Annotated in this window: 14 protein-coding genes and 2 tRNA genes; 3 read left to right on the top strand and 13 right to left on the bottom strand. The window is 64.4% G+C overall.

What is annotated here, in order from left to right; genetic code table 11:
- Nucleotides 1-208: 208 nt before the first annotated feature.
- On the bottom strand, nt 209-931 hold the full coding sequence (locus IHE49_RS01800) for a hypothetical protein (RefSeq protein ID WP_192154353.1): 723 nt from the start codon (nt 929-931) through the stop codon (nt 209-211).
- Nucleotides 932-1,480: 549 nt separating this feature from the next.
- Here IHE49_RS01800 and IHE49_RS01795 point away from each other — a divergent pair.
- Nucleotides 1,481-4,255 (top strand): DUF5107 domain-containing protein, encoded by a 2,775-nt coding sequence (locus IHE49_RS01795; protein WP_192154351.1) that lies wholly within the window; start codon nt 1,481-1,483, stop codon nt 4,253-4,255.
- Between the two features lie 102 nt (nt 4,256-4,357).
- On the opposite strand, the gene IHE49_RS01790 is transcribed toward IHE49_RS01795, so the two are convergent.
- The 9 genes from IHE49_RS01790 to thrS all read right to left on the bottom strand — a co-directional run bounded on the left by IHE49_RS01790 (nt 4,358) and on the right by thrS (nt 12,148).
- A tRNA-Pro gene (locus IHE49_RS01790) sits at nt 4,358-4,434 on the bottom strand.
- Nucleotides 4,435-4,522: 88 nt separating this feature from the next.
- Nucleotides 4,523-4,879 (bottom strand): MerR family transcriptional regulator, encoded by a 357-nt coding sequence (locus IHE49_RS01785; protein ID WP_181301494.1) that lies wholly within the window; start codon nt 4,877-4,879, stop codon nt 4,523-4,525.
- Nucleotides 4,860-5,159 (bottom strand): integration host factor subunit alpha, encoded by a 300-nt coding sequence (gene ihfA, locus IHE49_RS01780; protein ID WP_077481444.1) that lies wholly within the window; start codon nt 5,157-5,159, stop codon nt 4,860-4,862. The genes IHE49_RS01785 and ihfA overlap by 20 nt, the downstream gene beginning before the upstream one ends.
- A gap of 1 nt (nt 5,160) precedes the next feature.
- Nucleotides 5,161-7,551, bottom strand: a complete 2,391-nt coding sequence (gene pheT, locus IHE49_RS01775) for a phenylalanine--tRNA ligase subunit beta (RefSeq protein WP_192154349.1) — start codon at nt 7,549-7,551, stop codon at nt 5,161-5,163.
- Between the two features lie 19 nt (nt 7,552-7,570).
- Complete coding sequence (gene pheS / locus IHE49_RS01770) at nt 7,571-8,566, bottom strand: phenylalanine--tRNA ligase subunit alpha (RefSeq protein ID WP_192154347.1); 996 nt, start codon at nt 8,564-8,566, stop codon at nt 7,571-7,573.
- Nucleotides 8,567-8,859: 293 nt separating this feature from the next.
- Nucleotides 8,860-9,219: a 50S ribosomal protein L20 gene (rplT, locus tag IHE49_RS01765; protein ID WP_077481450.1), complete on the bottom strand. Its 360-nt coding sequence runs from the start codon at nt 9,217-9,219 to the stop codon at nt 8,860-8,862.
- Nucleotides 9,220-9,236: 17 nt separating this feature from the next.
- Nucleotides 9,237-9,434: a 50S ribosomal protein L35 gene (gene rpmI, locus IHE49_RS01760; RefSeq protein WP_019467379.1), complete on the bottom strand. Its 198-nt coding sequence runs from the start codon at nt 9,432-9,434 to the stop codon at nt 9,237-9,239.
- A 239-nt stretch (nt 9,435-9,673) separates the two neighbouring features.
- Nucleotides 9,674-10,201 carry a translation initiation factor IF-3 gene (gene infC, locus IHE49_RS01755; RefSeq protein ID WP_343227540.1) on the bottom strand — a complete coding sequence of 176 codons (528 nt, stop codon included), beginning with the start codon at nt 10,199-10,201 and terminating at the stop codon, nt 9,674-9,676.
- A gap of 45 nt (nt 10,202-10,246) precedes the next feature.
- Nucleotides 10,247-12,148: a threonine--tRNA ligase gene (gene thrS / locus IHE49_RS01750; protein ID WP_192154345.1), complete on the bottom strand. Its 1,902-nt coding sequence runs from the start codon at nt 12,146-12,148 to the stop codon at nt 10,247-10,249.
- Between the two features lie 235 nt (nt 12,149-12,383).
- Here thrS and IHE49_RS01745 point away from each other — a divergent pair, with 235 nt between their 5' ends.
- Nucleotides 12,384-13,391 (top strand): NAD-dependent epimerase, encoded by a 1,008-nt coding sequence (locus IHE49_RS01745; RefSeq protein WP_192154343.1) that lies wholly within the window; start codon nt 12,384-12,386, stop codon nt 13,389-13,391.
- Between the two features lie 21 nt (nt 13,392-13,412).
- On the opposite strand, the gene IHE49_RS01740 is transcribed toward IHE49_RS01745, so the two are convergent.
- Entirely contained in the window at nt 13,413-13,862 is a 450-nt protein-coding gene (locus IHE49_RS01740; protein WP_192154341.1) for a CopD family protein, read from the bottom strand.
- A gap of 303 nt (nt 13,863-14,165) precedes the next feature.
- On the opposite strand from IHE49_RS01740, the gene IHE49_RS01735 reads away from it, so the two are divergent.
- A complete protein-coding gene (locus tag IHE49_RS01735) occupies nt 14,166-15,215 on the top strand; it encodes a hypothetical protein (RefSeq protein WP_192154339.1) in 1,050 nt (349 codons plus the stop codon).
- A 103-nt stretch (nt 15,216-15,318) separates the two neighbouring features.
- On the opposite strand, the gene IHE49_RS01730 is transcribed toward IHE49_RS01735, so the two are convergent.
- Both IHE49_RS01730 and uvrB read right to left on the bottom strand, forming a co-directional pair.
- Nucleotides 15,319-15,393 (bottom strand) — tRNA-Val (locus IHE49_RS01730).
- A gap of 366 nt (nt 15,394-15,759) precedes the next feature.
- Entirely contained in the window at nt 15,760-17,775 is a 2,016-nt protein-coding gene (gene uvrB, locus IHE49_RS01725; RefSeq protein WP_192154337.1) for an excinuclease ABC subunit UvrB, read from the bottom strand.
- Between the last annotated feature and the right edge of the window lie 11 nt (nt 17,776-17,786).

Here is a 17,786-nt window from a genome sequence, read left to right as displayed (position 1 = left end):
GCAACGCCCGCCCCTCCTATCCAAGCGCCTGCTCAAGGCATCGCTACGGCCTGCTCCGTTGGCTTTGAGCTGACGCCGCGGGTGCTCTCAAGCCCTGTGCGAACGCCCCGGACAAGCTCTCGTCGGGGAGCGCGTTGCGCAGCCGTGCATCGCATCGAAAACGGATTCGGACGACGCGCCTTCCGGCATGCCGCAACAGGGTTGTCGCTCAGCTGCCCGTGCGTTTCGAAGCTTTCACCGTCATCTTGCGGGTAGCCGGCTTCTCCACCGCTTTTTTCGCCGCCCCCTGCTTTGGCGCCACCGCCGCGCGTTTGCGCGTACTGGTGGCGTGCCGCCGCTCCACTTCGTGCTGCTCGCGGAAGGCGGCGGCATAGGCCTTCAGTTCGTCCTTGAGCTTCGCGCCCAGCCCGGGCGTGTGCTCCATATGTTGCTCCATGCGCTGCAGCAGGTCGTAGTCGTGGTAGTCGCGGTAGGGCTTGAGGTCGAGATCGGAGGGCACCTTCTGCAGCCGTTCGTCGCCGATGGACTTCACGTATTTCTGCATGAAGCGGTCGTAGGCCTTCCAGGTAACGCGTTGCGCGTTCACGGCGGCCTCCTCGGCACGGGTGGCAATCTGGTGCGCGTGGAGGTAATGCAGGCCGAGCTGGTCGATCAGGGTCTTCTCGACTTCCTCGTGCAGGATCAGAAAGCGATCCACATCAATGGTGCGGCCGCGGAACATGAAACTCTTCGGCAGATGGCGGTCGATGTAGATGGTCTTGCCGTCCCGGCTGTAGCCGGCGAGATAGGGAATGTCGTGTTCGCGGTCGAACTTCTTCACGCGGCGCAGGATCGCGTCCAGCGCGCGATCCATCATCAATGCCGAAACGTACCAGTCGGGCGCCTTGAGCTTCTCGTGCGGCGCGTTCGGGTGGCAGCTGTTCGACGACATGCGGCATCTCCTTGTGGATGGACCCGTGGCCGCAGCCTACCCGGCCCGCACTGCAATTTCCTGCGCCTTCCGCAACGGATGCCACGACCCATGGCAGACATGCCCGATGAAGCGAACTGCGCCAGCACATTGCCGCAGCGGCAGACCACCGAGCCTGTCATCCGACCCTAGTGTCGATGAAGCGAGCCGCCATCCTGGAGATCCAAGGTACTTGCAACCGCATTTCTTTCGTTTATATTCGAAAAACATCAATTTGCTTTCCTTTTATTCAAATCTGGCAATAAAACCGCCGCCGAGAAAAGAAATAAAAGAAATCATGCATGAGCCATGAGGGAGCGAGTCCATGTTTCGAAACATCAGGATCCAACCGCCGCGTGGCCGGTCGCAGCGAAGCAGCGGCTCGCGCCTTGCCGTCCAATCCCGCCTCTCAGTCTGTTCAATGCCTACCAACAGCCAGCGTGGCCCCGCCGTGGCGGCTGGGCCACGGCACCTGATGCGGCGCCTGGCTGGCGGGCAGATCAATCGTCCACATCCGGCATGGTGAAGGTAATGACGCGTTCACGGTTGAGTCTCTGCATCCTGCTTCTGTTGGGCCCGCTTTCGCTGCATGCACAGGTTCGCGTCTGGCAAGGCCAGATGCCGCTTGCGGCATCGGAGGAAGGTCCACCCGACGAGAACCCGCCCTTCGACATCTATGGCACCGCCAATTTCAGCTATCCCTACTCGCTGCGCGAGGATGTGCGCAACACCGAAGCCAAGCATCTCTGGCGCGCGCTTTTTCTCGAGAACGAATACCTGAAGTGCACGATCCTTCCCGATCTTGGCGGACACATCTATACGTGCGTCGACAAGATCAACGGCAAGCCGATGTTCTACGCCAACCCCACGCTGAAAAAGGCGCTGATCGGCTATCGCGGCGCGTGGTCGGCATTCGGCGTCGAGTTCAACTTCCCCGTTTCGCACAACTGGGTTTCTCTCTCGCCCGTCGACTGGTCCTACGCCCAGGACCCGGACGGAAGCGCGTCAGTGACGATCGGCAACCGCGATCGCGTCTACGGCATGGAGTGGACGGTCCAGCTGGTCCTGCGCCCGGGCAGCACCGTGCTGGAAGAACGCGTGACGCTGTCCAACCCGAGCGAACTGCGGCACCGGTTCTACTGGTGGAACAACGCAGGGGTGCAGGTCCATGACGACTCGAAGATCTGGTACCCGATGCAGTTCACGGCCAGCCACGGCTTCAAGGACATCGACACCTGGCCGGTGAATGCGAAAGGCATGGACCTCAGCATCGTCGGCAACCACAAAGACGGCCCCGTGTCGCGCTTCGTCTACGGCAGCCGCGAACCGTTCATGGGCATCTACGACCCGGACACGGATGCCGGCGTCGTCCACTACGCCAACTATGCGGATCTGCCGGCGAAGAAGATCTGGACCTGGGGCACCAACGCGGATGGCCTCGCCTGGCGCCATGTGCTTTCGGACAACGACAGCGCGTATGCAGAAGTGCAAGCCGGCCTTTTCCGCAACCAGGAAACCTACGGCTTTCTCCAGCCCGAGCAGGTCATCCACTTTTCCGAATACTGGATGCCCGTGCATGGGATCGGCGGCATCTCGCGCGCCAACTTGAATGGCGTCGTGTTCATGGCCAGGAAGCGCGATGCTGACGGACATGCGGCATTGACGGTGGCCTTCAATGCCAACCGCCGGTTCCCCGATGCAAGCATCCGGATACTGGACGGCACCAAGACGGTCTTCCAGGGAACGGCGACACTCGATCCGGCGCAGACCTGGCAACACACGTTCGACGATCTTTCTCCGTCGAAGAAATACACCTTCGTGCTCGAGAGCGACCAGCACGAAGTGCTCCTCGAGCACACGGAAGACCAGTACGACTGGACCCCGCGCAACGAAGTAAAGACCGGCTCCCAGACGACCTATCAACCACCCGATACGAGCGACGGCCTGCTCGAACGGGGAACGAACGAAGAGCTTCAGGGCCAATTGATCACTGCCCGGAAAACTTATGCGCAAGCGCTTGCGGCGGCGTCGGACAGCCTGCCTCTCCTGAAGGCGCAAGGCCGCCTGGACGTGGACCTGTTCCGCTTCGAAGACGCGTCGCGTCTGTTGAAGCAGGTCGAGGACCGTGCCACCTGGGACGGAGAGACGCATTACTACCGCGGCATCGCGGAAGTCTTCCTCGATCATCCGCGCGAGGCGCGCCTCGAATTCGAGGCGGCCTATCGCGATCCGTCCCATCGGGCTGCAGCCGGCGTGTTGCTGGCCGAGCTGCTCATCAAGGACAAGGATTTCGCACGCGCACACGATGTGCTGACCCACGTATGCCACCCGGATACGGCCGACACGGTCGCCCAGCGCTGCATCGAAGACGTGGTGGCGGTGCGGCGTGCGCTTGGGCCTGCTGATCGCGCACGACAGCTTGTGGCCAAGGCGCTGGCCACCTATCCCACGAGCGATTTTCTGCGCAACGAGCAATCCATCCTGGGTCGTCCGGATGCACAACTCGATGCACATCTCGCTGCCGACCCCAACCGGATCCTCGATCTGGTGATCCAGTACAACCGGCTGGGGCTTTATTCCGATGCGCTGGCGCTGCTCACCCGCCACTATCCCGCCGTGACGGCCGATGAGTCCGAGCCGGGTACAGTGCTGCCCGACAGGAATCCTTTGCTGGCCTACTACCGCGGGTATTGCCGCGAACAGATGGGCCAATCCGGCGCGGCCGACTATCAGGCCGCTTCGCGCATGCCGCTGCGCTACGTGTTCCCCGAAAGACGCGAAACGCTCCTGGTCCTTCGCGCGGCGCTTGCGAGGAATCCTTCCGACGCATCCGCGCACTATCTGCTGGGAACGCTGCTGTTCTCCAAGGGCATTACCGATCAGGCCATCGCAGAATGGCGCCGCGCTTCGTCGCTCAGGCCCGATATTCCATCGCTGGATGCGAGCCTTGGCCGCGCGCTGCTCGAGATCGACCACGCGCCCGCGGACGCCGCCACCGTGTTCCAGCATGGATTCCAGGTCGATCCGGCCAACCCCGCGCTCTACACCGGCATGGACAAGGCCATGCAGCAAACAGGCAAACCCGCTGCCCAGCGCGTCGCCATGCTCGAGAAGTTCCCCGCAGATGCGGACATGCCTGCCGATCTGGTACGCGCCTTGGTCAATGCATTGCGTGAAGACGGCAAGGACGACCAGGCGGATGCGTTGCTGGCCAAGCACTTCCTGCCGCGCAAGGAAGGCGCAGCGCCGCTCGTGCCGGAACCCAAAGACAAGCCGGCGGGCGTTCCGGCGCGTCAGCGTCCGTAATCCGCCTGCGGACGCGCCGGACAACACAAATAGCGCAGCCAACAAAAAACCGCGCCAAGGCGCGGTTTCCGGGATATCCAGGGTTGCCTGGAGTCATCCAATTGGTCGGGGCGGCCGGATTCGAACCGACGACCCTTTGCCCCCCAGGCAAATGCGCTACCAGGCTGCGCTACGCCCCGACTTGGACTGGAAAGGCGGCAACGTGGCCGCCTTTCGTGCTTCGCGATCATGCGATCGGGAAGCGCGAACTATAGCAGAGGAATGCGCTCAACGGCGCAGCAGGGCGAGTACTTCTTCCAGCTCGAGCCGTACCTGATGCACGATCTGGTGCGACATGCTCGCCTCCACCCGCGCCTGCGGGCCTTCCAGCCGTGCACGTGCACCGGTGATGGTGAAGCCTTCGTCGTACAGCAGCGCGCGGATCTGGCGGATCATCAACACGTCATGGCGCTGGTAGTAGCGACGGTTGCCGCGGCGCTTCACCGGATTGAGCGCGGGGAACTCCTGTTCCCAGTAGCGCAACACGTGCGGCTTCACCCCGCACAACTCGCCTACCTCACCGATGGTGAAGTAGCGCTTGGCCGGGATCGGCGGCAGTTCGGTGTTATTCCCTTGGTCCAGCATAGCCTTCGACTCGCACCTTGAGTTTCTGACCCGGTCGGAACGTCACCACCCGGCGCGCCGAGATCGGGATCTCCTCGCCGGTTTTCGGATTGCGCCCGGGTCGCTGGTTCTTCTCGCGCAGGTCGAAGTTGCCGAAACCGGACAGCTTCACCTGCTCCCCCCTCTCCAAGGCCTCGCGGACCACCTCGAAACAGGCGTCCACGAATTCCTTGGCTTCCCGCTTGTTAAGGCCTACGTCGAGGAAAAGCCGCTCGGCCATATCCGCCTTGGTCAGAGCCATCTCATCCTCGCAACTTGGCCTTGCATGTTTGTTCCAATGCGGCAATGGCCTGCCGCACGCAGCGGTCTGCGTCTTCGTCGGTAAGGGTGCGGGAAGCATCCTGCAAAATCAAGCCCATAGCGAGACTTTTTCGGCCCACTTCGACCCCCTTGCCACTGTAGCGATCGAACAGTCGCAGCTCCACCAGCAGCTCGCCGAGGCTGCCGCTGACCGCCTGCTCGATCCGTGACCAGGTCACCTCATCGGACACCTCGACCGCGATGTCGCGGCGTACGGAGGGGAAACGCGCTACCGGTTGTGCCTTGGGCAGACGGCGGGCCAGCAGTGGCTCCAGCGCCAGTTCCAGCACATGCACGTCCGGACCCAGGTCCAGCGCCTTGGCCAACTGCGGATGCAGGGCGCCCAGCCAACCGGCTGTCTGGCCGTCGCGCGCGAGCCGCGCACCGCGGCCCGGATGCAGCCAGGCCGGCAGACCGTCGGCATGGATCGTCCAGCGGTGGGATTCGCCCCCCCAGGCGAGCAAGGCGTCGAGGTCGCCCTTGAGGTCGAAGAAATCCAGGGCACGGGACGGCTCGCCCCACTGTTCGGCATGGGCGTTGCCGCTGGCGACAATGGCCACGCTGGGGGTTTCCACAGGCGGGTTGCCCGCCGCGAAAACGCGGGCGACTTCGAACAGGCGCACCCGTTCCTGCTGGCGCGCGCGGTTGTGGCGCAAAGCCTCCACCAGCCCCGGCAGCAGCGAGGGGCGCATCACCGCCAGATCGGCCGACAGCGGATTGGCCAGCGGTACGCCCTGCCCTTCGAAACCCCAGCGCGCCAGCAGCTCGGCGGAGACGAAGGACAGGTTCACCGCCTCGAAATAGCCGTGCGCGGCCAGTTGCTCGCGCAGCGCCAGTTCGCCGATGCGGGCCTCCGGCTCGGCGACGAGGACCAATGCGCCCGCCGGCGTGGCGGTAGGGATGCTGTCATAGCCGAAAATGCGCGCGACTTCCTCGATCAGGTCTTCCTCGCGCTCGATATCGAAGCGGCGACTGGGCGCAGTGACCCGCCACCCTTCGGCCAGCGGCTCGACCTTCATCCCAAGCGCAGTGAAGATGCGCAGGACCTCGGCATCGGCAACTGCCAGGCCGAGCACGCGCACAAGGCGCGCGCGCCGCAGCAGGATCGGCTGCGGTGCCTGCACTTGCCCGGGCAGCGTGACATCGAGCAACGGACCGGCCACGCCGCCGGCGATATCAAGGATCAGCCTGGTCGCGTACTCGATGGCGATGGGCGGCAGCTCGGGATCGACGCCACGCTCGAAACGGTGCCCGGCGTCGGTGTGCATGCCCAGCCGGCGGCTGCGGCCGATGATGGCCGAGGGAATCCAGTGTGCGGCCTCCAGGAACACGCTGCGGGTGGTATCGGTCACGCGCGTTTCGGAACCACCCATGATCCCGCCCAGCGCGACCGCGCGTTCGCCTCTGCCGCCGTGGCCGTCGGCGACGACGAGGAAATCCCCGTCCAGCTCGACGGTGCGGCCATCGAGCAGTTGCAGCGACTCGCCGGCACGCGCCGGACGCACGACGATCCCACCCTCCAGCTTGTCCTTGTCGAAGGCGTGCATCGGCTGGCCCAGTTCCAGCATCACGTACTGGGTGACGTCGACCAGGAAGCTGATCGGGCGCAGACCGCTGCGGCGCAGGCGTTCGGCCATCCACACGGGCGTCGCCACGCGTGCGTCCACCCCATCGATCACGCGGCCGGTGAAGCGCGGAACGCGCGGGCCGGCTTCCAGGGCGATTTCCATCGCGGCGGCGCTGCCGGCGGATACCGGCGCGGCGTCCAGCGGCAGCACCTCGCCGCCCAGCGCGGCGGCGACGTCGAATGCGATGCCGCGCACGCTGAAGCAGTCGGCACGGTTGGGCGTGAGCTTGATCTCGATGCTGGCGTCCGGCAGGCCGAGGTACGCCGCGAGCGGCGTGCCCACCGGGGCATCGGCCGGGAGTTCGAGCAGCCCCGAGGCATCCGGGTCGATGCCGAGCTCCTTGGCCGAGCACAGCATGCCGAACGATTCGACGCCGCGCAGCTTCGCCGGCTTGATGGCGACACCGCCCGGCAACGTCGCACCCACGGTCGCGAGCGGCGCCACCAGGCCCGCGCGCGCGTTGGGCGCGCCACAGACGATCTGCACGGTGCCGTTGCCCGTCTCCACCTCGCATACCTGCAGGCGGTCGGCCTCCGGGTGTTTTTGCGTGCTGACGATGCGCGCCACGACGACGCCATCAAGCGAATCGCCCAGCGCGGCAACGTCTTCGACTTCCAGGCCGATGGCCGTCAGCGTCGCGGAAAGTTCGTCGCGCGACGCCTTGGTCGGCACATGCTGGCGCAGCCAGTTCTCGGAGAATTTCATGTCACGGTTCCTGCGGCGTTTAGGCGAACTGCTTGAGGAAGCGCAGGTCGTTCTCGAAGAACGCGCGCAGGTCGGATACGCCGTAGCGCAGCATCGCGAAGCGCTCCACGCCGAGGCCGAAGGCGAAGCCGGTGTAACGCTCCGGGTCGATGCCGCAGTTCGCCAGCACGTTCGGGTGCACCATGCCGCAGCCCAGCACTTCCAGCCAGCGCGATTCGCCGTCCTTGGTCTCCCAGCGGATGTCCACTTCGGCCGAGGGCTCGGTGAAGGGGAAGTAGCTGGGGCGGAAGCGCATCTCGAAATCGCGCTCGAAGAACGCGCGGATGAACTCGGCCAGCGTGCCCTTGAGGTCGGCGAAGCTGGAAGTTTCGTCGACCAGCAGGCCTTCGATCTGGTGGAACATCGGCGAGTGCGTCTGGTCCGAATCGCTGCGGTAGACCTTGCCCGGCGCGATGATGCGGATGGGCGGCTGGCGCCCCTTCATCGAGCGGATCTGCACCGGCGAGGTATGCGTGCGCAGCAGACGCCCGTCGCCGAAGTAGAAGGTGTCGTGCATGGCGCGCGCCGGATGGTGCGGCGGGAAATTCAGCGCCTCGAAGTTGTGCCAGTCGTCCTCGATCTCGGGGCCGTCGGCACGCTGGTAGCCCAGCCGCGCGAAGATCGCGGCGATGCGCTCCAGTGCACGGGTGATCGGATGGATGCCGCCGCGCTCGCCGTCGCGACCGGGCAGCGTGATGTCGATGGTCTCGGAAGCGAGCCGGCGATTCAGCTCAGCCTGCTCCAGCCCGGCCTTGCGCGTAGCCAACGCATCGGCAAGGCGCTCCTTGACGCGGTTCACTTCGGCGCCACGCGCTTTTTTTTCTTCCGGCGGCAACGAGCCGAGCGTCTTCAGCGCGGCGGTGACGATGCCGCTCTTGCCGAGCAGGCCGACGCGCAATGCTTCAAGCGCGTCCAGCGTTTCGGCCTTGTCGATTTCAGCCTGCGCCAGCGCGGCGCGGCTTTCCAGATCGTCCATCGATGCGACTCTCTCTTGTCCCCTCTCTCCCGCGGGGGAGAGGGCTAGGGTGAGGGGCGGCTCTTGCAGCGTCACGCCTTCGAAGTGTGCTTCGATTGAAGCCGGGGCCAGACGTATCCCCACCTCAATCCTCTTCCCGCAGGGGAGAGGAAGCGGACGCCGCAAGCATTATCCAAATAAAAACGGGGAGGAGGCTTTAGGCCTCCTCCCCGCAGACGTTACGCGCATCCCTTGAAGAGTGCGGCCGTGGATGGCCGCTTCTTGATCTTCGCGATCAAGGATGAGCGCACAGATTACGCTGCCAGTGCGGCCTTCGCCTTTTCAGCAATGGCACCAAAGGCCTTGATGTCGTGCACGGCGATGTCGGCCAGCACCTTGCGGTCGACCGTGATGCCGGCCTTCAGCAGGCCGTTGATGAGGCGGCTGTAGGACAGTCCGAACTGACGGGCAGCAGCGTTGATACGCACGATCCACAGGGCGCGGAACTGGCGCTTCTTCTGCTTGCGGCCGATGTACGCGTACTGGCCGGCCTTGATGACGGCCTGGTTGGCTACGCGGAAAACCTTGCGGCGGGCGTTGTAATAGCCCTTCGCGCGGCCAATGATCTTCTTGTGACGACGACGGGCGGTAACGCCACGCTTGACACGAGCCATGGTCTAGTCCTCCCGGTTCAGAGATACGGCAACATGCGAGCCACACCCTTGGTGTCGCACGCCTTGACGTGGTTGGTGGCGCGCAGGTTGCGCTTACGCTTGGTCGACTTCTTGGTCAGGATGTGCGACTTGAAGGCGTGACCGGCCTTGAACTTGCCGGAAGCGGTCTTGCGAAAACGCTTCGCCGCCGCCCGGTTGGTCTTGATCTTGGGCATGGAAATGCTCCTTGATGGGGTCGCCCTCCTTACGGGAGCGGCCCGGTTTCTGACTGATTCGGCGGCGACCGCAAGGCCGCGCTTTCCATCCTGCCGACATCGGTTCACGACCCTTCCTGGCGGGTCGAACTGGCAATTGTACGGAGAAATCGGGACCGGCGCCAGCCTATGGCGCTGATCCGGGCAGGAAGGCCGCCCATCGCCTCATGCGAAACGGCAGCCCGCAAGCCGCCGTCGCCTTACTGCTTCTTCTTGGGGCCGATCATCATGACCATCTGGCGGCCTTCCAGGCGGGGAAAGGATTCCACCTGGCCGTTCTCGCCGATGTCGACCTGGATGCGCTTGGCCATTTCCTGGCCCAGGTCCTGGTGCGACATCTCGCGGCCGCGGAAGCGGATGGTGACCTTGACCTTGTCGCCTTCCTCGAGGAAGCGAAGCATGTTGCGCAGCTTGATCTCGTAGTCGCCCACGTCCGTGACCGGACGGAACTTCACTTCCTTGATCTCGACCTGCTTCTGCTTCTTCTTGGCGGCCTGGGCCTTCTTCTGGGCTTCGAACTTGAACTTGCCGTAGTCCATGATGCGGCAGACCGGCGGATCGCCGTTCGGCTGGATTTCGACCAGGTCCATCCCCGCTTCCTGCGCCAGAGCCAGCGCCTCGTCGCGGGTGAGGATGCCCAGCTGCTCAGCGTCGGCGCCGATCACGCGTACGCGCGGAACGCGGATTTCCAGGTTACGGCGATTACCCTTGTTGTCGGTGGTAGCGATACCACTATCCTCCAGAAGAAGTTTTGATTAGGCCGTGCAACGCCTTCAGCGTTGCGTCTCGGCCTGCAGTCGTCCGATGAAGTCGGCCAGCGGCATGCTGCCCAGATCCTCACCTGAACGGGTACGCACAGAAACGGTTCCCGCTTCCTTCTCGCGGTCACCGACCACCAGAAGATAAGGGACTTTCTGCAACGTATGTTCGCGGATTTTATAGCCGACCTTCTCGTTGCGCAAATCGGCCTCTACCCGGAAGCCTTTATCGACAAGGGTTTGCGCTACCTCGCCGGCATATCCGGCCTGGGCGTCGGTAATGCTGAACACCGCGGCCTGCACCGGCGCCAGCCAGGGCGGCAGCAGGCCGGCATGGTGCTCGATCAGGATGCCGATGAAGCGCTCCATCGACCCCACAATGGCCCGGTGCAGCATGGCGGGGCGCTGGCGCTGCGACTGTTCGTCGATGTATTCGGCACCCAGCCGCTCGGGCATCATGAAGTCCACCTGCATGGTGCCCACCTGCCAGGCGCGACCGATGGAATCCTTCAGGTGGTACTCGATCTTGGGTGCGTAGAAGGCGCCCTCGCCCGGCAGCTCCTCCCAGTTCACGTTGGCCGCGCGCAGTGCACGACGCAGCATGTCTTCGGTGCGGTCCCAGAATTCGTCCGAGCCGATGCGCTTGTCCGGGCGCAGTGCCAGCTTGACCGCGATATCGGTAAAACCGAAGTCGGCATAGACCTTCATGGCCTGCAGATGGAACGCCGTGACTTCCGCCTCGACCTGATCGGGCGTGCAGAAGATATGGCCGTCGTCCTGCGTAAAGGCGCGTACGCGCATGATGCCGTGCAGCGCGCCCGAGGGCTCGTTGCGGTGGCAGGCGCCGAATTCGCCGTAACGGATCGGCAGCTCGCGGTAGCTGTGCAGGCCGGTGTTGAAGATCTGCACGTGGCCGGGGCAGTTCATCGGCTTCAGCGCGAACGTGTGCTTCTCCGATTCGGTGAAGAACATGTTTTCCTGGTAGTTGTCCCAGTGGCCGGACTTCTTCCACAGCGACACGTCCAGCACCTGCGGGCAACGCACTTCCTGGTAGCCGCTCTGGCGGTACACCCGGCGCATGTACTGCTCCACCTGCTGCCAGATCGCCCAGCCACGGGGGTGCCAGAAAACCATGCCGGGACCTTCCTCCTGCTGGTGGAACAGGTCCAGCGCCTTGCCGATCTTGCGATGGTCGCGCTTCTCGGCTTCTTCCAGCTGATGCAGGTAGGCCTTGAGGTCCTTGTCGTTCAACCACGCAGTGCCGTAGATGCGCGTCAGCATTGCATTGTTGGAATCGCCGCGCCAATACGCGCCGGCCACCTTCATCAGCTTGAATGCACGCAGCTTGCCTGTGTTGGGCACGTGCGGGCCGCGGCACAGATCGGTGAACTCGCCCTGCGAGTAGAGCGAGAGTTCCTCGTTGGCCGGGATGCTCTCGATGATCTCCGCCTTGTACGCCTCGCCGATGCCACGGAAGAATGCCACCGCGTCGTCGCGCGACTTCACGTTGCGCGTCACCGGCAGCGCCTCCTTGACGATCTTCTCCATCTCCGCCTGGATCTTCTCCAGGTCATCGGGCGTGAAGGGGCGCTCGTAGGCGAAGTCGTAATAGAAGCCGTTGTCGATCACCGGGCCGATCGTGACCTGCGCGCCCGGATAAAGGCGCTGCACCGCTTGCGCCAGCAGGTGCGCGGTGGAGTGGCGCAGGATTTCCAGCGCCTCTGGGCTTTTCTCGGTGACGATCTCGAGGCTGGCGTCGTGCTCGATGGGGAAGCTGGCGTCCACCAGCTTGCCGTCCACCTTGCCGGCCAGGGTGGCCTTGGCCAGGCCGGCGCCAATGGAGGCAGCCACGTCCTGCACGGATACGGGATGGTCGAACGGGCGCTTGCTGCCGTCGGGTAGCGTGATCTCGATCATGGGATTCTCTGAAAACAAAAAAGGCGCTTGAGCGCCTTTGTGGAGCACAAGGCGGAAGAGTCGTCAGCGAGGGTCACGGGTAGTTGCCATGTCACACGCTCGGCCGGCGCGTTGGCGCGGGCCACCTTGGTCACTGGAATGGATAGCGAGACGCTAGTTTAGCCCATCGCGCGCTGTCAATTCAGCGCCCTGCCGCCGACAATAGACCGGCCTCCACCCCTCAAAGGCTTTGCCCATGCGCCTCCTCGTCACCGGCACCGCCGGCTTCATCGGCGCCGCGCTGACCGAACGCCTGCTGGCGCGCGGCGACGAAGTGCTGGGCATCGACAACCACAACGATTACTACGACCCGGCGCTGAAAGAGGCTCGCCTCGCCCGCTTCGCCGGCCATGCCGGTTACACCCACCGTCGGGCCGACCTGGCCGACGCCGCCTCGGTGAACGAGGCCTTCGCAAGTTTCAAGCCGCGACGCGTGGTGAATCTGGCCGCGCAGGCCGGCGTGCGCTACTCGCTGAAGAACCCGCAGGTCTATGTGCAGAGCAACCTGGTCGGCTTCGGCAACGTCCTCGAAGCCTGCCGCCACAGTGGCGTCGACCATCTGGTCTACGCATCCTCCAGCTCGGTCTACGGCGCCAACCGCAAGCTGCCGTTCGCGGTGGAGGACGCCGTGGACCACCCGGTGAGCCTGTACGCAGCGACGAAGAAAGCCAACGAACTGATGGCGCACAGCTACAGCCATCTCTATGGCCTGCCCACCACCGGCCTGCGCTTCTTCACCGTGTACGGGCCATGGGGGCGGCCGGATATGTCGCCGATGCTGTTCGCCGACCGCATCAGCCGCGGCGAAGCCATCGACGTGTTCAACTTCGGCGACCACAGCCGCGACTTCACCTACGTCGACGACATCGTGGAGGGCGTGATCCGCACCCTCGACCGTCCTGCCACACCCGACCCGGCCTACGACGCGAAGTCGCCGAATCCCGGCACGTCGAATGCGCCCTACCGCGTCTACAACATCGGCAACGACCAGCCGGTGCAACTGCTGCGCTTCATCGAACTGCTGGAACAGCACCTGGGACGCAGCGTGGAAAAGAACCTGCTGCCGATGCAGCCGGGCGACGTACCCGACACCTGGGCGGACGTGTCGGCGCTGCGCCGCGACGTGGGCTACGCGCCGGGCACCTCCATCGAGGAAGGCGTGGAACGCTTCGTGGCGTGGTACCGAGGGTATTTCAACCGCTGACCAGTCGCCCTTGAATCGGGGCTAGAAAGGCTTGGCCAGCACCAGGAAGATCACGCCCAGCAGCAGCAGCACCGGCAGCTCGTTGAGCAAGCGCAGCGTCTTCGCAGGCGGCAGCGCAGCGCCCTTCTCGCAACGCTTGAGCATGCGCCCCGTCCACACGAAATAGGCCAGCAACACGACTACCAGGGTGAGCTTGACGTCGATCCAGTGCAGGCCCGCGGTCACGTCCGGCAGCTTCGACGGCAACAGCCGCCAGCCTTGCCACAGGGTCAGGCCGAACAGGAAGGCGATGCCGAACATGTTGTGGCCGAACCTGTACAGCCGCCGCCCCATCAACAGCAGCCGCGCCTTCACTGCGGGTTCGTCGCCGGCCTCGGCCAGGTTCACCAGAATGCGCGGCAGGTAGAACACCGTGGCCATCCACGCGATCACGAACAGCACGTGGAAGCTCTTGACCCACAGGTAGACCATCGCATCGCTCCGGCAAAAAGAAACGGCGCGAAGCGGAATCCGCGCCGTTGCATGGTATCCGGTGGGCGACGCCAGGGTCGAATTCATGCCGCGTCCCAGACCAAGCACCCTGTGCCTACGTGCGTTGCCTCTCGCTCGAAATGCACACCATGGACTGCGCTCGCCACACACAGCAGGCCCGAGGTGTAACCAACCAGGCCAATCGTTCGAATAACTGGTGACCGACGCGCGCGGTCGCTGATTAGCGACTTGTCGCGGCAACGCCTGTTGCCGCATACCTAATGCCCATATCGAGGAACGATCATGAAAAAGACGGTCTTTGGATCGGCGCTGCTTGGATTGATGGTTGCGGGAACCGTCAATGCGCAGGCTGCCGCACATTGGAACGATGGCGACCTGGTGGTTACGTCATCGAACACAGCCAACAATGAATTGCTGGTCTATGACACCCGCGGTGCACTGGTCGAGCAATCCCCGACCGGAGGATCCGGTGGAGTCACAGGCAATGCCGGCGGCATCGCACAGAGTCACGATCGCCTTGCCGTGGTCAATTTCGGATCGGGCAATGTTTCGGTCTTCCAGAAAGGCTGGACAGGCATTCCGCTGCAACTGGAGAAGCTCGTCCCCGCCCTCAACAACCCGGTCAGCGTCGCCTTCGGCCACGGCCATCTCTACATCCTGACCGCCACCTATATCGAATCGCATCCGATCGACCGCCATGGCGTGAATTCCATCGCCGACGGCAAGGCGCGGCTGGCCGTCGCCGATGGCTCCGCGGCCCAGGTAGGCGTCATCGGCAGCCAACTGGTCATCAGCGAGAAGAGCAATGCCATTGAAACGGTCGACCTGACAGACCAGGGCAGCGTGTCAGGCACGACCAGGCTGGTGGCGAACATCCCCGCCAACGTCAACGCACCGTTCGGGCTCGCCACCCGCGGCAACGATGCCTACGTCACCATCGCGCACGCGAACGAGATCAGCCTCGTGCGCAACGATGCGGTGCTGACGGTCACCGGCTCCGGCACCCAGATGGCTCCTTGCTGGGTCACCCTCGACGGGCCCTTCCTGTTCTCCGCCAATTCGCCCAGCCACTCCGTATCCCGCTACCTCGTGTACGGCCGCAAGATCGTCCAGGACGCAGCGGTGGTGGCCTCGTTCAACGGCGCGCCGACCGACATCACTTACCGCGACGGCCTCGCCGCGGTCATCGACGGCACCGGGTCGGCCTCGCACGTCTCCATCTTCAACGTGGACGGCGATGGCAATTTCGACCTGAAGAGCGTCGTCACCATCGACAGCGGCACCACCAACGGCGTTGCGATCGTGCGGGGCGACGACGGCTTCGACCACTGACCGATCGAGGTTCCCCGGCCTCGCAGGATCAATCCGGCACCAGCCGGGTGTCGGAAACAACAACGGCGCGTGCCCGAAGGCCGCGCCGTTGCCGGATTCAAATTGGTGGGCGGTACAAGGATCGAACTTGTGACCCCTACCATGTCAAGGTAGTGCTCTACCGCTGAGCTAACCGCCCGATTCGCACGGCTGCAAGCCGCGCGAGCCGCGCAGTATAGGCGACTCCCTGCCCCGCGACAAGCTTAGAGCCTGTTCAACATCTCCACGCTCCCGCGCCGGGAGCTGTTTGCGCGCAGACCGGGGGAAAGTGAAGGCACGCGGGAAGAATCCATGGATGGGCACTGCCCTGAGGAGCGAGGAGTGGGCGTCCGTCCACGACCGGGTGACGACGCCGGCATGTGGGCAACCACCCTCGGCCCTTCGGTTTGCCTACCGTGACCACCATGCGACAGCGCGCGGCTAGACCCGCCAGCCTGCGCCATGCACTAACACCTGACGGCCACGGCAAGGCAACGTGGGCCATGTAGAGCTATTGAACAGGCTCTCAACGCAAGGCCTGCTCGCGCAACTGATGGATCTGGTCGCGCAGATGGGCCGCTGCCTCGAACTCCAGGTTCTGGGCGTGCTTGTACATCTGCGCCTCCAGCTTCTTGATGGCGACGGCGGCCTTGGCCGGATCCATGGCTTCATAACTCGCCGGCGATTCGGCCACGGCACGCGCCCTGCCCTTGCCGCCGCGACCGCGCGGCGACTCGCTGCGGGCGCCCTCCATGATGTCGGCGATACGTCGTTCCACCGTCCTGGGCGTGATGCCGTGCGCCTCGTTGTAGGCAACTTGCTTCTCGCGGCGGCGGGCCGTTTCGTCCATTGCCGCCTGCATCGAGCGAGTCACTTCGTCGGCGTAGAGGATCGCCTTGCCGCGCACGTTGCGCGCGGCGCGGCCGATGGTCTGGATCAGCGAGCCGGTGGAGCGCAGGAAGCCTTCCTTGTCGGCGTCGAGTACCGCCACCAGCGACACCTCGGGCATGTCCAGGCCCTCGCGCAGCAGGTTGATGCCCACCAGCACGTCGAACTCGCCCAGGCGCAGGTCGCGGATGATCTCGCTGCGCTCCACCGTCTCGATGTCCGAATGCAGGTAGCGCACCTTCACGCCGTGCTCGGAGAGATATTCGGTCAGGTTCTCGGCCATGCGCTTGGTCAGCGTGGTGACCAGCACCCGATCGCCCATCGCGATGCGCTTGTTGGCCTCGCCCAGCAGGTCGTCCACCTGGGTACGCACCGGGCGCACCTCCACTTCGGGATCGACCAGGCCGGTGGGGCGCACCACCAGTTCGACGATGGCGTCGCCGGACTTCTGCAGCTCGTACTCGCGCGGCGTGGCGGAAACGTAGATCGCACGTGGCACCCGCGCCTCCCACTCCTCGAAGCGCAAGGGCCGGTTGTCCAGCGCGGATGGCAGGCGGAAGCCGAATTCCACCAGCGTCTCCTTGCGCGAGCGGTCGCCTTTGTACATCGCGCCGACCTGCGGCACGGTGACGTGCGACTCGTCCACCACCAGCAGGCCGTCGGCCGGCAGGTAGTCGAACAACGTGGGCGGCGGCTCGCCGGGCGCACGCCGTGATAGATGGCGCGAGTAGTTCTCGATGCCCTGGCAATAACCCACCTCGGCCATCATCTCCACGTCGTAGCGGGTGCGCTGGTCCAGCCGCTGCGCCTCGACCAGCTTGTTGTCGCGGTACAGCACCTCCAACCGCTCTTTCAGTTCGTCCTTGACGGTGTCGATGGCGTTGAGCACGCTCTCGCGCGTCGACGCGTAATGCGTGCGCGGATACACCGTGTAGCGCGGCACCTTGCGGACGGTTTCGCCCGTCAGTGGATCGAACAGCGCCAGGCCTTCCACCTCGCCATCGAACAGCTCGATGCGCAGCGCTTCGGTTTCCGATTCGGCAGGAAACACATCGATGATCTCGCCACGCACGCGGTAGGTGCCGCGACGCAGCTCCATCTCGTTGCGGGTGTACTGCAGTTCGGTGAGCTGGCGGATCAGCTGGCGCTGATCGATGCGCTCGCCCTTCGCCAGGATCAGCCGCAACGACAGGTAATCCTCCGGATTACCCAGGCCGTAGATCGCCGAGACCGTGGCCACGATGATCGCGTCGCGCCGCGAAAGCAGCGCTTTGGTGGCGGCCAGCCGCATCTGCTCGATGTGGTCGTTGATCGAAGCATCCTTCTCGATGAAGGTGTCGGACGCCACCACGTAGGCCTCAGGCTGGTAGTAGTCGTAGTAGCTCACGAAGTACTCCACCGCGTTGTGCGGGAAGAACTCCTTGAATTCGCCGTACAGCTGCGCCGCCAGCGTCTTGTTCGGCGCCATCACGATGGTGGGCCGCTGCACCTGCTGGATCACGTTGGCGATGGTGTAGGTCTTGCCAGAGCCGGTGACGCCCAGCAGGGTTTGCGCGGCCAGGCCGGCCTCGAAGCCCTCGCTCAGGCGGCGGATCGCCTCGGGCTGGTCGCCGGCAGGCTGGTAAGGCGCGACAAGTTCGAATCTATCGTTCATGGCCAACGACA

It is taken from the genome of Rhodanobacter sp. 7MK24 (assembly GCF_014842995.1).
Lineage (GTDB): Bacteria > Pseudomonadota > Gammaproteobacteria > Xanthomonadales > Rhodanobacteraceae > Rhodanobacter_A.
This window is presented reverse-complemented; position numbering and strand designations above follow the sequence as displayed.

Bases quoted from the DNA above. Each gene is read 5' to 3' on its own strand.
- IHE49_RS01800 (WP_192154353.1), bottom strand. From the start codon at position 931: ATGTCGTCGAACAGCTGCCACCCGAACGCGCCGCACGAGAAGCTCAAG.
- IHE49_RS01795 (WP_192154351.1), top strand. From the start codon at position 1,481: ATGACGCGTTCACGGTTGAGTCTCTGCATCCTGCTTCTGTTGGGCCCG.
- IHE49_RS01785 (WP_181301494.1), bottom strand. From the start codon at position 4,879: ATGCTGGACCAAGGGAATAACACCGAACTGCCGCCGATCCCGGCCAAG.
- ihfA (WP_077481444.1), bottom strand. From the start codon at position 5,159: ATGGCTCTGACCAAGGCGGATATGGCCGAGCGGCTTTTCCTCGACGTA.
- pheT (WP_192154349.1), bottom strand. From the start codon at position 7,551: ATGAAATTCTCCGAGAACTGGCTGCGCCAGCATGTGCCGACCAAGGCG.
- pheS (WP_192154347.1), bottom strand. From the start codon at position 8,566: ATGGACGATCTGGAAAGCCGCGCCGCGCTGGCGCAGGCTGAAATCGAC.
- rplT (WP_077481450.1), bottom strand. From the start codon at position 9,219: ATGGCTCGTGTCAAGCGTGGCGTTACCGCCCGTCGTCGTCACAAGAAG.
- rpmI (WP_019467379.1), bottom strand. From the start codon at position 9,434: ATGCCCAAGATCAAGACCAACCGGGCGGCGGCGAAGCGTTTTCGCAAG.
- thrS (WP_192154345.1), bottom strand. From the start codon at position 12,148: ATGATCGAGATCACGCTACCCGACGGCAGCAAGCGCCCGTTCGACCAT.
- IHE49_RS01745 (WP_192154343.1), top strand. From the start codon at position 12,384: ATGCGCCTCCTCGTCACCGGCACCGCCGGCTTCATCGGCGCCGCGCTG.
- IHE49_RS01740 (WP_192154341.1), bottom strand. From the start codon at position 13,862: ATGGTCTACCTGTGGGTCAAGAGCTTCCACGTGCTGTTCGTGATCGCG.
- IHE49_RS01735 (WP_192154339.1), top strand. From the start codon at position 14,166: ATGAAAAAGACGGTCTTTGGATCGGCGCTGCTTGGATTGATGGTTGCG.
- uvrB (WP_192154337.1), bottom strand. From the start codon at position 17,775: ATGAACGATAGATTCGAACTTGTCGCGCCTTACCAGCCTGCCGGCGAC.